This is a genomic window from Umezawaea sp. (genome assembly GCF_057122925.1).
The window spans coordinates 15,574-30,398 of record NZ_DBNGPQ010000184.1 but is presented as its reverse complement, the minus strand read 5'-3'; the positions used below and the strand labels follow the sequence as shown (position 1 = coordinate 30,398).

The following is a 14,825-nucleotide window of genomic DNA, read 5'->3' as shown; positions in this document are numbered from 1 at the left end:
CCGTCGCCAGATCACGACCGTGCCCGTACCGCACCCAGCTCAACGACGTGTCCGTCAGCAGCGGATCCGTCTTCAGCACCGCACCCGCACCCGCACCACCCAGCGCGATCAGCGAGACGCCCAGCACTCCGAGCAGGATCGTCCGCACGGGGATGCCGGTCGGTTCCGGCGGCACGCGCGTAGCAGCGGACGGCGCCCGCACTGACGCGGCGCCCGATCTGGGAGGGGACGGAGTCGAAGCCATCGCGGCAACATCGTTGCACAGCACGTGGCCGCCTCGGCACGCGATGGCGCGCAAGCGTGGCGGGGACTCGACACCCAGGAGGATCCTCGCACGTGAAGATCACTCCGGGCAGTGCCCGTGTGGAGTATTCGCGCTCGGCTGGCGAACGGTTCGGTCAGCTCACGACGGACGTCCTGGCCCGTGCGGAACGGGTGCGCAGCGGCGTGCCCGCGACCCGTTGCGCGGCCAGCTTCCCGGAGATCAGCACCGGGGGGACGCCGACGCCGGGGGTGGTGCCGCAGCCCGCCAGGACCACGTTGTCGATCCCGTTGACCAGGTTGCGCGGCCGGAACGGTCCGGTCTGCGCGATCGTGTGCGCGGCCGAGAACGGCGTGCCCGCCGCGAGACCGCCGTCGGCCCAGTCCTGCGGCGTGACCAGCCGGGACGTCTCGATCGACGCCTCGAACCCGGTCAGCCCGCGGGCCTCCAGGGTGCGCAGCAGCTCGTCGCGGTAGGCGGGGCCGACGCGCGCCCAGTCGATCGGCCCGGTCTCCAGGTTCGGCGCGGGCGCGAGCACGAAGTTCAGGTGCCGGTCGGGGGGCGCGAGCGACGGGTCGCTCAGCGTCGACTGGGTGACCAGCAGCGACGGGTCGCTCATCAGCCTGCCCGTCGAGGTGAGCTCGTCGAACGTCCGGTCCCACGCCCGCCCGAAGAAGATCGTGTGGTGCCCGAGTTCCGACCACGTCCGGGTGGTGCCCGCGTGCAGCACGACCGCCGACGGCGACCAGCGCACCGGGCGCGGGCGGCGCGGGGCCTTGCCGAGCAGCCGGTAGGCGACCGGCAGGTCCGGGGTCAGCACCACGGCGTCGCACGGGATCCGCTCGCCGCCGGTCGTGCGGACGGCCGTGACGCGGCTGCCGATGCGCTCCAGCCAGGCGACCGCCGTGCCGTAGCGGAAGGTGGCGCCCGCCGAGGCCGCCGCGCCCGCCATGGCGTCGGGCAGCGCCCGCATCCCGCCGCGCGGGAAGTGCACGCCCGAGACGGTGTCCATGTACGCGATCACGGCGTACGCGGCCAGCGCCCGGCGCGGCGGCACCCCGGCGTAGAGCGACTGGAACGAGAACACGCGCTGGAGGCGTTCGTCGCGCAGGAACCGCCCGATGGCCGGGCCGAGCCTGCCGAACCCGCGCAGCGCGGCGAGCTTGGCCAGCGACGGGCCGATCAGGTCGGCGGGGGAGTCGAAGTTGCCGCCGATGAACTGGTCGCGCTCGACCCGGTAGAGGGCGGTCAGCCAGGCCCGCAGCCTCCGGTAGCCCTCGGCCTCCGCGCCGCCCGCGAACCGCCGGACCTCGGCCTCCATCGCGTCGGCGTCGGCGTGCACGTCGAGCGTGGTGCCGTCGGCGAACCGCGCCCGGTAGGCGGGGTCGACGGGCAGCAGGTCCAGCCGGTCGGCCAGGGACTCGCCGACCGCGGCGAGGGCGTCCTCGACCAGCTCCGGCATGGTCAGCACGGTCGGCCCGGTGTCGATCCGGTAGCCGTCCAGGTCCAGCCGCCCGGCCCGGCCGCCGGGGGTGGCGTCGCGCTCGACGACGGTCACGGCCCGGCCCGTGCCGAGCAGGTGCAGGGCCGTGGACAGCCCGGCGAGGCCCGCGCCCACCACGACGACGTGGTCGGTGCGTCCCGGCAGGGTCTTCCCGTGGGCTGGGCTCATGGTCAGTAGGTCCGCTTCGTGGCGCTGACGGCCAGTTCCGCCAGCCGGTCACCCGCGGGCGCCACGACCGGCGCGGCCTCCAGCGCGGCCAGCGCGGACGTGGTCAGCTCGGTGATCCGGTCCTCGATCGCGTCCACGGCCCCCACGCCGATCAGGGCGTCGCGCACGGCGTCGACCGTCTCCACGTCCAGCTCCGGGTTGCCCAGCGCCCCGTGCAGCACGTCCGCGCCGTACTCCATGCCCAGCGCCACGAGCAGCGTCCGCTTGCCCTCGCGCAGGTCGTCGCCCGCGGGCTTTCCGGTGACCGCGGGGTCGCCGAACACGCCGAGCAGGTCGTCCCGCAGCTGGAAGGCGACGCCGATGTCCGCGCCGAACCGGCGCAGACCGTCGATCAGCTCCGGAGACCCGCCACCGAGCGCCGCACCCATGTGCAGCGGCCGTTCCACCGTGTACGCGGCGGTCTTGAGCCGGTCGATCCGCAGCGCGGCCTCGGGGGAGGAGTCGCCGCGCGCCTGCGTGAGCACGTCCAGGTACTGGCCCGCGAGCATCTCGGTGCGCATGTCCCGCCACGGCAGGCTCAGCCGCTGGAGCGCGTCGGTCGGCAGGCCCGCGGCGAACAGCATGTCGTCCGCCCACGCCAGCGCGATGTCGCCGATCAGCACGGCCGCCGCGAGCCCGAACCGCTCCGGCTCACCGAGCCAGCGCCGGTCGCGGTGCTCCTGGGCGAACGCGATGTGCACGGTCGGCTGGCCCCGCCGCACCTCGGAGGCGTCCATCAGGTCGTCGTGCACCAGCGCGCACGCCTGGATCAGCTCCAGCGAGCTGACCGCCGTCAGCACCGATTCCGCGAGGGGCCCCTCCGGATCACCGCCCGCGGCCCGCCAGCCCCACCACGCGAACGTCGGGCGGATGCGCTTCCCGCCGCTGAGGACGAACGCGGCCAGGCCGTCCACCGCCCCGGTGAAGTTGTCGTCCATCAGCGCGCCCAGCGTGCGACGGTCGGCGAGGTAGGCCGCCAGCGCCTCGTCGACGTGGGCGGGCAGCGCGAGGTCCAGCGGGTGGAGCAGCTCTGGGGCGGACACCCGTCTATGGTCACCTCTCCGGCGCTCCGCCGCCGCACCGGGGGGCTCGTCCCAGCCCGTGAAAGACATCTCCCACTCGTCGGACGCCCACTAGGCTGGGGCCATGACGACCGTGGTCGAACGGTTGCACGGGCGCGGTCCCGTGTTCTCCGTCGAGTTCTTCCCTCCCCGCGACAGCGCGGACGAGCTGGTCCTGTGGCGCGCGATCCGCGAACTGGAACCGCTCGACCCGGCTTTCGTGTCCATCACGTACGGCGCGGGCGGGTCGAGCCGGGACTTCACCATCCGCACGACCGGCCGCGTCGCGCAGGAGACCACGCTGGTGCCGATGGCGCACCTGACCGCCGTCGACCACTCCGTCGCGGAACTGCGCAACGTGATCGGCTGGTACGCGGCCGTCGGCGTGCGCAACATCCTGGCCGTGCGCGGCGACCCGCCCGGCGACCCCCACGGCGAGTGGATCGCCCACCCCGAGGGCCTCACCTACGCCGAGGAGCTGGTCCGGCTCTGCCGCGAGCTCGGCGACTTCTGCGTGGGCGTCGCGGCGTTCCCGTACGGGCACCCGCGCTCCGGCGACGTGGACGAGGACACGAGGCACCTGGTCCGCAAGCTGCGCGCGGGCGCGGACTTCGCCATCGCCCAGCTGTTCTTCGAGCCGGAGGACTTCCTGCGGCTGCGCGACCGGGTCGACGCGCTGGGCTGCGACACCACGCTCATCCCCGGCCTCATGCCGCTGACGACCCCGCGCACCCTCGCCAAGACGATCGAGCTGTCCGGCGCCGACGTCCCCCCGTCGGTCGCCCGGAAACTGGACCCCTTCGTGGACGACCCGGCCGCCTTCCGGAAGGCTGGTGTCGACCTGGTGACGGAGATGGGGGAGCGGCTGCTCGCCGAGGGCGTTCCGAGCCTGCACTTCTACACCCTGAACCGCTCGAAGGCGACGAGGGAAGTGGTGGCCCGACTGGGCCTGGTCCCCGCTCGCACGTGAGAGAGGCGTGGATGCCCACCTTCGACGAGAACTTCAAGAAGGACGCGGCCGAGGCCCGTCGAGCCCGGTCCGAGGCGCACAAGCGCGGACTGGCCGAGGACTTCGAGGCCAAGGTGCGCTCCGCCGCGCCGGTGATCGCGCGCGTCTGCCGCGACGTGGCCGCGGTGCTGCGGGTGGCGAGGGTGCCCGTCGCCACCGACGACGGCTGGTCCCTCCCGGACCTGCCGTCGGTGCTGTCCGCGCCGCCCCGCTACGTGGCGGCCGACCGCTTCGGCAAGCGCTTCTCGCTCCAGCTGGCCACCCCGTCCTGGGCCACGCTCACCCCGGACGGCGCGCTGCTCAGCGACCGGTTCAAGTCGAGCGTCCGCAGGGACAGGACGGCAGAGCGGGAGGCCCGGATCAGGGCCGTCCACCAGGCCATCGCGGTCAGCGACGTGAACGCGCTGGCGGCGACCACGCTCGAAGCCGACTTCGGCATGACCCACCGCCTGGTGCTCGACCGCAACACCCGCGTCCTGTTCGTCTGCGCGGGCGTCCAGGGAGCGCGCCCGACCGTGCTGCCGTTCTCGGAGTACGGCACCCGCGCCTCGTCGGCCCTGGTCCAGGCGTGGGAGCACCGCGGGCGCCAATGATCACCCGTTCGGGCGACGCCCGGTCAGGCCACCAGGCTCCTGCGGTGCGCCACGAGCGCCAGCACCACGACGATCAGCGCCGCCCCGCCCGTGAGCGCCCCCACCAGGAACACCCACCCGATCAGGCCCTCGGAGTTCGGCCCCGCGTACTGCACCGTCGCGGTCAGCATCGAGGCCTGGCCGGGTTTGGGGCTCCAGGCCACCGTGCCCTCTTCCTCCTCGCGGCCGTTGGTGTTGACCACCCCGCCGGGAAAACTGATCTTCACCTGGATGTCGGCCCTGTCGATCGGCACCTGGGTCAGGTCGACCGACCCGGACATCGTGACCAGGTCGCCCGAACGGCGGAAGCTGATCTGGTACCTGCTGCTCGACGAGCTGGTGGCGAGCGAGAGGGTGCGGACCTCCTCGAAGGTGAGGCCGTTGAAGAAGAGCTGGGTACCCGCGTAGGCGTCGACCTTGTACGGCTTGGTCGTGACGCGGCTGGCCAGCTCGGACGGCACCCGCAGCTGGGGGCCGGGATCGTTGTCCGCCGTCGGCGGGGTCGCGGCGACGATCTCGCCGGACACGCGGTCGTCCTCCGACACCGCCATGGCGGCGTGCAGGCGGACGCACCCCGACAGCGAGAACGCGGCGAGGAGCAGGAAGACCGGCAGGAGGAGCACACGGGCTCTGGACACCCGGTCATCCTGCCGGCAGGAAGCGGAGTCGACCTTGTCCGCCAGTCTTTCGACTGGTAATCGTGAGCAAGCCTAAAGACCTTTCCGGCGTCCTGACCGGGCGGTAGCGTGCCGGACATGGCTTCCTCTACGGCTGGTGTGCACGGCATCAGCAACCGGTTCGTGACCGACTACGCGGCGCTGGACCCGATCGCGGCGACCCAGCTCGGCCTGCCCGGAGGTGAGGACGAGCTCACCGACTACTCGCCGGAAGGCCACGCCGCGCGCTACGAGCTGACCGTCAAGGCCGTCCGCGACATCACGGCCGCCGAACCCGCCGACAAGTCGGAGAGCGACGCCAAGGCCGTCTTCCTCGAACGCGGCGAGGTCTCGACCGACCTGCACGAGGCGGGCCGCTCCGAGGGCGACCTGAACGTGCTCGCCAGCCCCGTGCAGAACCTGCGCGAGATCTTCGACCACATGCCCACCGACACCCCCGAGCAGTGGGCCGTCGTCGCCCGCCGCCTCGCCGCGATGCCGGACGCCGTCGCGAACCTCCGCGCGGGCCTGTCCTACGCCGCGGACAAGGGCAAGACCGCCGCCCTGCGCCAGGTCACCAAGGTCGCCGACCAGTGCGACACCTGGTCCGGCCGCCGAGGCGGCACGTCGTTCTTCGCAGGCCTCGTGCGGGACGCGCAGGTCGGCGACGCGCTGCGCACCGACCTGGAGAGGGGCGCCGCCGCCGCGGCCGAGGCCTACGGCGACCTCGCCGCGTTCCTGCGCGACGACCTCGCCGCCAAGGCCCCCGAGAAGGACGCCGTCGGCGAAGAGGTCTACCGGCTCTCCTCGCGGTACTTCATCGGCTCCCGCCTCGACCTCGCCGAGGCCTACGAGTGGGGCTGGGAGGAGTTCACCCGCATCGAGACCGAGATGAAGCAGATCGTCGGCCGGATCAAGCCCGGCGCGACGCTCGCCGAAGGCGCCGCCGCCCTCGACGCCGACCCCCGCTACCTCGTGCAGGGCCAGGCCGGCCTCCAGTCGTGGATGCAGCAGCTCTCCGACAAGGCCCTGCTCGACCTGCGCGACGTGCACTTCGAACTGCCCGACGAGCTGATGAAGCTCGAATGCCGCATCGCCCCGCCCGGCGGCGGCGTCGGCGCGTACTACAGCGGCCCCACGCCCGACTTCTCCCGCCCCGGCCGCATGTGGTGGTCCGTGCCCGCCGACAAGGAGACCTTCCCCACCTGGCGCGAGCTGACCACCGTCTACCACGAGGGCGTCCCCGGCCACCACCTCCAGGTCGCGACCGCCGTCTACAACGCCGACAAGCTCAACGACTTCCAGCGCCTCTTCTGCTGGGTCTCCGGCCACGGCGAGGGCTGGGCCCTCTACGCCGAGCGGCTCATGCGCGAACTCGGCTACCTCGACGACGACGGCAACCTGCTCGGCATGCTCGACGCCCACCTGTTCCGCGCCGCCCGCGTGGTCGTGGACATCGGCATGCACCTGGAACTGGAGATCCCGAGGGGCACCGGCTTCCACGAGGGCGAGCGGTGGACCCCCGAGCTGGGCCTGGAGTTCATGCTCACCCGGACCATCACCGAGGCCTCGCACGTCCACGACGAGATCGACCGCTACCTCGGATGGCCCGGCCAGGCCCCGTCGTACAAGATCGGCGAACGCCTCTGGCTCGCGGCCCGCGACGAGGCCCGCGCCCGCCACGGCGCCGCGTTCGACCTCAAGAAGTTCCACCAGGACGCCCTGGAGATGGGCGCCATGGGGCTCGACACGCTCCGCGAACGGCTCGCCGAGCTGTAGTGGCGCGGGGGCCGCCCGGTACGACCGGGCGGCCCCTCACGTCATCGGGAGTTCCCGCCCCAGCACCGCGAACGGCCTCGGGTCGCCGGTGAACTGGTAGTGCCGCAGCACGTCGGTGAACCCGACCCGCCGGTACAGCCGCCACGCGTTGCTCGGCCCCTCCGGCGTCGACAGCAGCACGTGCGTCGTCGGCACCCCGGCCAGCAGGTTCCGCAGCAGCGCCTCGCCGAGCCCCCTGCCCTGCGCGCGCGGCAGCACGTGCAGCTCGGTCAGCTCGAAGTAGTCGTCCATCCACTCGTCCACGGCCTGCGCGCCCGACACGGTCGTCAGCCCGCGGCGCACCTGCTCGTGCCACCACTGCCCGCTCGACCCGCGGTAGCCGTAGCCGATGCCGACCAGCTCGTCCCGGTCGTCCAGCGCGACCACGCAGCGCCAGTCCTCGCGCAGCATGTGCGCGAGCCACATCGGCGCCCGCTGCTCCACCGTGCTCGGCGGGTAGTTCATCGCCGTGACGTACAGCTCCAGCGCCTCGTGCAGCCGGGCGTTCAGCTCCTGCGGTGAGAACTCCACCAGCCGCTCGGTGCGCGGCGACGGCGCGGCGGTCATCGCGCGACCCGCGCGGGGGTGCCGCCGGTCAGCTCGACCAGACCGGCGAACGTCGTCGGGAACACCGCGTGCGGGTGCCCGCCCGCCGCCCACACGACGGGGTGCTGCTCCAGGTCCACGTCCACGAACGTCATGATCCTCGCAGGATGGCCGACCGGCGAGACCCCGCCGATGACCTGTCCGGTGTGCTCGCGCACGAAGTCGGGGGCGGCGCGCTCGATCCGGTCCGCGCCAGCCAGTTCCGCCAGCAGGTCGGTGTCCGCGCGGTGCGCGCCCGACGTCAGCACCAGCAGCGGCGCGGGGACCTCGGCGCGGACCGCCGTGAACACCAGGCTGTTCGCGATGGCGCCGACCGGCACGCCCACCGCCTCGGCGGCCTGGGCGGCGGTGCGGACCGCGTCCGCGAGCACCCGGATGCCCTGCGCGGCCTCGTGGTGGCCCGCCTCGGTCAGTGCCGCGGCGACCTTCTGCATGCCGGGGTGGTCCAGTGCGCTCACGCGTCCAATCAGACCACGGATCACGATCGGGTCGTCGCTGGGTCCTGGGTTGAGGAATGTCGGCGGCAGGCGCTAGGCTGCCCTGGATCGAACATGTGTTCGATCGTGATGCCCTGGTGGTGGGGCGGGGGAAGCGCCCCACCACCAGGAGCCGCCGTCTCCCCGCGGTGGTCGTCGAATTCACCGACGCCGCGAGGAGGCCGCCGATGTCAGCTTCGATCGACTTCCCCCAGCCCAGCCGGACCAGGACCCCCGTCCCCGTCCCGCTCCCCCTTCCGCCCGCCGCGTCCGTGGAACTCCTGGAGAACGCCCGCGAGGGCATCGCCGAGGCCGAGGCCGCGACCGACCCGGCCGAGCGCTTCGTCGCCGCCTACCTCGCCGCGCTGCGCGCGGGCGCCGCCGTGCTCGCCCTGCGCGGCAGGCCGCACCGCGGCCACGCCAAACCCGCCAGCGTCTGGGTCCTGCTCGCGGGCATCGCCCCCGAGCTGGCGGAGTGGGCCGCGTTCTTCGCGTCCGCCTCCGCCACCCGAGCCGCGGTCCAGGCGGGGATCACCCGCGTCGTCACCACCCGTTCCGCCGACGACCTGGTCCGCCAGTCCGCCCAGTTCGTCGCGCTGGTCGACCGGATCACGCACGAGGCGCGCACGTGACCAAGGCCCTGATCGACTACGGCAGGCTGCTCGACGTCCTCGCCGCCGAAGCGGAGACGCTCGCCTCGTCCGTCGAGGGGCAGCGCCCCGAACGCCAGGTCCCGGCCTGTCCCGGCCTGAACCTCGGCGAGACCGCCAGGCACGTCGGCAGCACCTACCGCATGACCCTGTCCTGGTTGCGCGACGGCCGCCAACCCGTGACGTGGCAGCAGAACCCGGCCCCCGAGGAGACGCTGGCGGACTTCGTCCGCGGTGGCGTGGAGCCGCTCCTGGACGAGTTGGCCGCCCACGAGGCGGAGGACGAGTGCGGCACGTGGTGGCCGGAGGAACCCAACTACGGCTTCTGGGCGCGCAGGCTGGCGCACGAGACGACCGTGCACCGGATGGACGTCCAGGCCGCGGCGACGACACCCCTCGACCCGGTGGCCGACGACGTGGTCGTCGATGGCGTCGACGAGGTCCTGTCGCTCTGGTTCGTCCACCGCCTGAGCGCCATGGGCGTCCGCGGCACCAGGGACGGCGTCGTCGCGGTCCGCACCGCGGGCCGCGTCTGGCTCGCCTCGTCGGGCCCGACCGGCTCCACGGCGTGGCGCGCGACCCCCGAGGAGGCCGAACCGGCCGACGCGGACGTCACCGGCGTGCCCCTCAACGTCTACCGCTGGCTGTGGGGCCGCATCTCCGACCGCGAGGTCGAGGTCAACGGCGACCACGACGCGATAGCCCAACTCTGGGCCCTGCTGCGGCTGGCGACGAAGTGAGGCCGGGCGCCCGACGAGCGGCAAGATCAACGGTTGGCGCGGAGCGGCGAAACCGTCGTACCCCACCGCTACCGTCGATTCCGGGGGCCCATCCCGCGCGCGCGGGTAAGGGGTCCCCCGGAACCAATTCTACCGGCGAGCACCGACAAGATCGAGAACTCGCGTGGTCGACCGGCGGCCCGTTCCGCGTCGAATCCCGTCCCGGCTGGGGTTTCCCTTGGCCCGTGGTGATCTGACCGCCGCGCAGTGGGCGGTGCTGGAACCGCTGCTGCCACCCGAACGCCGAGTGGGAAGACCGAACCGGGACCGCCGCCAGGTCGTCAACGCGATCCGCTGGCGGGTGCGCACCGGATCGCCGTGGCGCGACATGCCGCCGCGCTACGGGCCGTGGGAGACCGCCTACGGGATCTTCCGGGCCTGGCAGCGCGACGGCGTCTGGGCGGCGGTCCTGGAGAAGATCCAGGACCGCGTCGACATCATCACCTGGGACGTGTCGGCGGGCTCCACCGTCCGGCGCGCCCGGACGGACCCCGACTGAGCACGTGCCGAACCCGGCCGTGCCCTGGTGCGGTGACCGCTGACCCCCGCCGCGTGAAACCCGGTGAGGTCGCGGTCACCGCACTAGGCGGGCGGCAGGCCCAGGTTCGCGACCTCGACCAACCCCCTGCCGTCGGGCGTCGCGGACTCCAGGCGGAAGCGGGCCTGCCGTCCGTCCACCTCCAGCACGGCGATGGAGTTGCCGAAGTGCGGGCCCGTCAACCGGCTCCACTCCAACGGATCGGCGGGCACGCCCGCGCGGTCGGCGAGCTTGCGCATCAGACGACCCATCGGCGGCCACCAGGCCAGCTTGAACACCGGGCGGAAGAACTTCGGCGGGTCGTTGTGCACGGGGGAGCAGGTGAGCTGCACGACCGCGCTGTCCGTCGGCTCCGCGTAGTGGGCCTCCGCCGCGTAGCTGTGGTGCACGTCGCCGGACAGCACGCAGATCGTGGCCGGGGCGTTCTCCCCGCGCCCGACCCGACCGAGGAACCGCGACAGCCGCTCGAACGAGTCGCGGAACGCGGGCCAGTGCTCCAGGTCGGCGATCTGGCGGACCTGCTCGGCGAACCGGCCGCGCCTGCCCGGCCTCGCGGCGGCGCGCTCGTTGATCGACTGACCGTGGCTGATCGCGTACGGCATCAGCCACGGCAGCGACGAACCGATCACCAGGTGGTCGTAGTCGCCCTCGGCGTTGCGCTCGATCCAGTCGAACTCCTCGTCGCTGACCATCCGCCGCGTGTCGCCCGCGAGGATCCGGCCGCACCGTGTGTCGATCACCAGCAGCCGCACCCGCCCGTAGTCGCGGCGGTAGCTCCACCACGTCGACTTCCGACCGTCCAGTTCGGCGTCGGCCTGCTCGGCGAACTCCTCCAGCATCGGCTGCACGTCACCGCCCGAGGACACCACCTTCGCGTACAGCTCGTCGCGGTCCAGTTCGTCCGGACCGAGGTTGCCCAGGTGCTGGTAGACCCAGTAGGACGCCAGCCCGGCCCGGATGCGCTCCGGCCACCACGAGGTCGCGGCCATCTGCTCGCGCCACGGGCGCGAGGTGTTCCAGTCGTCGCGGATGTCGTGGTCGTCGAAGATCATCGACGTCGGCACGGTCGACATCAGCCAGCGGATCTCCGGGTCGCCCCACGACTCGTGGTAGAGCTGCGCGTACTCGCGGAAGGTCAGCACCTCGTCGACGGGATCCTTGCCACCACGCCGTTTCCGCAGCCACTCCTTCGTCCGCGACGTCGGCTCGTCCGCGTACACCTGGTCGCCGAGCAGCAGCAGCGCGTCCGGCCACTCGTTCTGGGGCTGCTCCGCCATCCGCAGCGCGTAGGCGTCCAGCGCGTCCGGCCCGAGCGAGTCCTCCTCCGCGGGCTTCTGCGGCTTGGCCGCGCGGCACGAACCGAACACGATGCGGTGCGTCAGGTCCTCATCGGACTTCGTGCTGATGCGGCACGGTGGGAACTCCGAGTCCGGCTCCGGCCACACCAGGTCGCCGTCCAGTCGCACGTCGTAGTCGGTGGTGGTGCCGGGGGTCAGGCCCCCGATGCGCACCAACGCGAAGTGCTGCGCCCCTACCTGGAACGTCCGCGCGCTGTGGTCGGCGATCGTCACCTCGGTCGAGGTGTCGGTTTCCACCCACACCGTCGCCGACGTCGCGTTCACGTGCCGCAGCACCGGACCGAGAACCAGCTTCGCCATGGGGCAGACGTTACCTTTGGTGGATGGCAACGAGGCTGAACGACGTCGTGGTCGACGCTGCGGACCCGGCCGCACTGGGTCGGTTCTGGTCCGAGCTGCTGGGAACGCGCATCACCGGCGAGTCCTCCGACGAGGTGGACGTGGCCGTCGTGGAGGGTGTGGAACTGGTGTTCGTGCCGGTCCCCGAGCCGAAGGTCACCAAGAACCGCCTGCACCTCGACCTGGCCAGCTCGTCGCCGGAGGAACAGGCCGAGATCGTCGAGCGCGCGAAGGCGCTCGGCGCCCGCCCCGTCGACCTCGGACAGCGGGGCGTGCCGTGGGTGGTGCTCGCCGACGTCGAGGGCAACGAGTTCTGCGTCCTGGAACCACGTCCCGAGTACCGGGGGACCGGGCCGGTCGCCGCGATCGTCGTGGACGTCGCGGACACCTGGGTGCAGGCCGACTTCTGGGCCGGGGCGACCGGGCTGACGGTCGTCAACCGCACCGCCGAGTTCGCGTCGCTGCGCGGCGACGCGGGCCCGTGGCTGGAGTTCCTGCACAGCGACGACCCGAAGCGCGGGAAGAACCGCGTCCACCTCGACGTCGCCCCCGCCGCCCACGACGACCAGACGGCCGAGGTCGCCCGCCTGGTCGCGCTGGGCGCCAAGGTGATCGACCTGGGACCGGGCGACTGGACCCACGTCGTGCTGCTGGACCCGGAAGGCCAGGAGTTCTGCGTCCTCTCCCCCCGCTAGCCAGGACACCGACAGCCTGACCCCCGCGACTCCACCAGGAGACGGGAACGTCCGCCGCCCTACTCACCTCGCCGGACCTGACCCGAGCACCAGGGGTTCCGCACTCCGCTCTGCGGACCCGTCGTCCAGAGCGTGGGAACTCCACGTTCCCGCACCTACTCCGTCGTCCGTCGTCCGTCGTCCGTCGTCCGTCGTCCGTCGTCCGTGGTCCGGGGCACGTGGCCTCCCTGTTCCGCACCCACTCCGCTAGTCCGTGGTCCGGGGCCTCCCTGTTCCGCACCCACTCGGCCGCTCCGTGGTCCGGGACGTGGGACCTCCACGTTTCTGCACCCCGCTCTGCGGACCCGTGGTCCGGAGCGGGGACCTCCACGTTCCGCACCACTCCGCTGGTCCTTGGTCCGGAACGCGGAACCTCCACGTTTCCGCACCCCCGCCGAGGGCCATGCCTCCCTGCCTCGGTTTTCCCACCCGTTGAGCCACACCCCTTGACCTGGTCAACCCGATCAGCCACAGTTCCGATATGCAATATATTGGTCGTCTGGACCGCTCGCTCTACCGCGACCGCGCGCTGACGGCGATCCGCGACGCCATCGTCGGCGGCGACCTGGCGCCGGGCACCCCGATCAAGGACGTCGACCTGGCCGAGGAACTGGGCCTGTCCCGCACGCCGGTCCGCGAAGCGCTGGCCCGGCTCACCGACGAGGGCCTGGTGGAGAGCAAGCCGCACAGCTACACCAGGGTCACCCCGCTCGACACCGCCGTCGTCCGACAGGCGCACGCCGTCGTGCAGGCGATGCACGCGCTCGCCGCGCGCCTGGCCGTTCCGCTGATGACACCCGCGGACCTGGACGCCATGCGCGCCGCCAACACCCGGTTCGAGACGGCGCTGGCGACCGGTGACGTGACCGCCGCGCTGGCCGCCGACGACGAGTTCCACGACGTCGCGGTCCGCCGCGCCGACAACTTCGCGGTCACCGCCACCATCGACCGCTACACACCGCTGGTCCGCAGGCTCGAACGCCTGCGCTTCGCCACCCCGCCCGGCCGCCACTCGGTGGCCATGCACGCCGACGTCATCGCCGCCTGCGCCGTCCCGGACGCCGACCTGGCCGCCGAACGCGTGTCCTTGAACTGGGCGACCCTGACCGACCTGCTTCAGTCCGACGACTAGAGGAGACCCTGGTGTTGCAGGACTTCACCCGCTACCCGCTCCTGTTCGGCCCGTCACCCGTCCACCGCCTCGACCGCCTCACCGCGCACCTCGGCGGCGCCGAGGTGTGGGCGAAGCGCGAGGACTGCAACTCCGGCCTCGCCTACGGCGGCAACAAGACCCGCAAGCTCGAATACCTGGTCGCCGACGCCGTGGCCACCGGCTGCGACACCCTCGTCTCGATCGGTGGCGTCCAGTCCAACCACACCCGCCAGGTCGCCGCCGCGGCCGCCCGCGCGGGTCTGAAGTGCGTGCTGGTGCAGGAGAGCTGGGTCGACTGGACCGACCCCGGCTACGACCGGGTCGGCAACATCCAGCTGAGCCGACTGATGGGCGCCGACGTGCGACTCGTGCAGGCCGACTTCGGCATCGGCGTCAAACCCGCGTGGGAACAGGCCATCCAGGACGTCCGCGACGCGGGCGGCACCCCGTACCCGATCCCGGCGGGCGGCTCCGACCACCGCCTCGGCGGCCTGGGCTTCGCCAACTGGGCCAAGGAAGTGGAGAACCAGGAAGCCCAACTGGGACTCTTCTTCGACACCGTCGTCGTCTGCTCGGTCACCGGCAGCACCCAGGCGGGCATGGTCGCGGGCTTCGCCGACAGCCCCCGCCGCCGCCGCGTCCTCGGCATCGACGCCTCCGCGAAACCCGCCGAAACCCTCGACCAGGTCACCAGGATCGCCACCGCCACCGCGACCCTGCTCGACGTCACCGTCGACCCCGCCGACGTGCTGCTCGACGAACGCTTCCACGAGGGCGTCTACGGCGTACCGGGGAAGTCCACACTGGACGCCATGCGCCTCGGCGCCTCGCTGGAGGGCATGATCACCGACCCGGTCTACGAGGGCAAGTCCCTGGCAGGCTTGATCGAACTGGTGTCGACCGGCGAAATCCCCCGCGACTCCAAGGTCCTCTACGCCCACCTCGGCGGCCAACCCGCCCTCAACGCCTACAGCACCCTGTTCACCTGAGCCTCCCGCCGTCCACCACCAGACCTCTTCGGACACCGGTCCACGCATCACCGG

At 72.4% G+C, this 14,825-nt stretch carries 15 protein-coding genes; 9 read left to right on the top strand and 6 right to left on the bottom strand.

The genetic code is table 11. The features are described 5' to 3' along the window. Positions 1-398: 398 nt before the first annotated feature. Together crtI and AC156L_RS41015 are read right to left on the bottom strand one after the other, a co-directional pair. Positions 399-1,934, bottom strand: coding sequence for a phytoene desaturase family protein (gene crtI, locus AC156L_RS41020; protein ID WP_330874093.1), 1,536 nt, complete (start codon positions 1,932-1,934; stop codon positions 399-401). Positions 1,935-1,936: 2 nt separating this feature from the next. After that, positions 1,937-3,016, bottom strand: coding sequence for a polyprenyl synthetase family protein (locus AC156L_RS41015; RefSeq protein ID WP_330874092.1), 1,080 nt, complete (start codon positions 3,014-3,016; stop codon positions 1,937-1,939). Positions 3,017-3,119: 103 nt separating this feature from the next. Here AC156L_RS41015 and AC156L_RS41010 point away from each other — a divergent pair, with 103 nt between their 5' ends. Further along, entirely contained in the window at positions 3,120-4,004 is an 885-nt protein-coding gene (locus AC156L_RS41010; RefSeq protein ID WP_330874091.1) for a methylenetetrahydrofolate reductase, read from the top strand. A gap of 11 nt (positions 4,005-4,015) precedes the next feature. Then, entirely contained in the window at positions 4,016-4,636 is a 621-nt protein-coding gene (locus AC156L_RS41005; protein WP_330874090.1) for a hypothetical protein, read from the top strand. A 23-nt stretch (positions 4,637-4,659) separates the two neighbouring features. Here the strand turns inward: AC156L_RS41005 and AC156L_RS41000 are convergent, their stop codons facing one another. After that, positions 4,660-5,313, bottom strand: a complete 654-nt coding sequence (locus AC156L_RS41000) for a DUF3153 domain-containing protein (protein ID WP_330874089.1) — start codon at positions 5,311-5,313, stop codon at positions 4,660-4,662. Positions 5,314-5,430: 117 nt separating this feature from the next. Between AC156L_RS41000 and AC156L_RS40995 the strand changes: the two genes are divergently transcribed. Then, positions 5,431-7,110: a DUF885 domain-containing protein gene (locus AC156L_RS40995; RefSeq protein ID WP_330874088.1), complete on the top strand. Its 1,680-nt coding sequence runs from the start codon at positions 5,431-5,433 to the stop codon at positions 7,108-7,110. 36 nt (positions 7,111-7,146) lie between these two features. On the opposite strand, the gene AC156L_RS40990 is transcribed toward AC156L_RS40995, so the two are convergent. Both AC156L_RS40990 and AC156L_RS40985 read right to left on the bottom strand, forming a co-directional pair. Next, a complete protein-coding gene (locus AC156L_RS40990; RefSeq protein WP_330874087.1) occupies positions 7,147-7,716 on the bottom strand; it encodes a GNAT family N-acetyltransferase in 570 nt (189 codons plus the stop codon). After that, positions 7,713-8,213, bottom strand: coding sequence for a YbaK/EbsC family protein (locus AC156L_RS40985; RefSeq protein WP_330874086.1), 501 nt, complete (start codon positions 8,211-8,213; stop codon positions 7,713-7,715). Before AC156L_RS40985 ends, AC156L_RS40990 begins: the two co-directional genes overlap by 4 nt. Positions 8,214-8,419: 206 nt before the next feature. On the opposite strand from AC156L_RS40985, the gene AC156L_RS40980 reads away from it, so the two are divergent. The 3 genes from AC156L_RS40980 (at position 8,420) to AC156L_RS40970 (ending at position 10,159) form a co-directional block, all read left to right on the top strand. After that, positions 8,420-8,863, top strand: coding sequence for an SAV_6107 family HEPN domain-containing protein (locus tag AC156L_RS40980; RefSeq protein ID WP_330874085.1), 444 nt, complete (start codon positions 8,420-8,422; stop codon positions 8,861-8,863). Then, positions 8,860-9,621, top strand: a complete 762-nt coding sequence (locus tag AC156L_RS40975; protein ID WP_330874084.1) for a maleylpyruvate isomerase N-terminal domain-containing protein — start codon at positions 8,860-8,862, stop codon at positions 9,619-9,621. Before AC156L_RS40980 ends, AC156L_RS40975 begins: the two co-directional genes overlap by 4 nt. 217 nt (positions 9,622-9,838) lie before the next feature. Continuing rightward, positions 9,839-10,159 (top strand): transposase, encoded by a 321-nt coding sequence (locus AC156L_RS40970; RefSeq protein WP_330874083.1) that lies wholly within the window; start codon positions 9,839-9,841, stop codon positions 10,157-10,159. A gap of 83 nt (positions 10,160-10,242) precedes the next feature. Here AC156L_RS40970 and AC156L_RS40965 read toward each other — a convergent pair whose 3' ends face one another. Further along, positions 10,243-11,856, bottom strand: coding sequence for an alkaline phosphatase D family protein (locus AC156L_RS40965; protein WP_330874082.1), 1,614 nt, complete (start codon positions 11,854-11,856; stop codon positions 10,243-10,245). Positions 11,857-11,879: 23 nt separating this feature from the next. Between AC156L_RS40965 and AC156L_RS40960 the strand changes: the two genes are divergently transcribed. From AC156L_RS40960 to AC156L_RS40950, 3 genes are all read left to right on the top strand, one after another. Next, entirely contained in the window at positions 11,880-12,590 is a 711-nt protein-coding gene (locus AC156L_RS40960; protein WP_330874081.1) for a VOC family protein, read from the top strand. Positions 12,591-13,110: 520 nt separating this feature from the next. Further along, positions 13,111-13,761, top strand: a complete 651-nt coding sequence (locus AC156L_RS40955; RefSeq protein ID WP_330874080.1) for a GntR family transcriptional regulator — start codon at positions 13,111-13,113, stop codon at positions 13,759-13,761. A gap of 8 nt (positions 13,762-13,769) precedes the next feature. Beyond that, a complete protein-coding gene (locus AC156L_RS40950; RefSeq protein ID WP_330874094.1) occupies positions 13,770-14,771 on the top strand; it encodes a 1-aminocyclopropane-1-carboxylate deaminase in 1,002 nt (333 codons plus the stop codon). Positions 14,772-14,825: the final 54 nt, after the last annotated feature.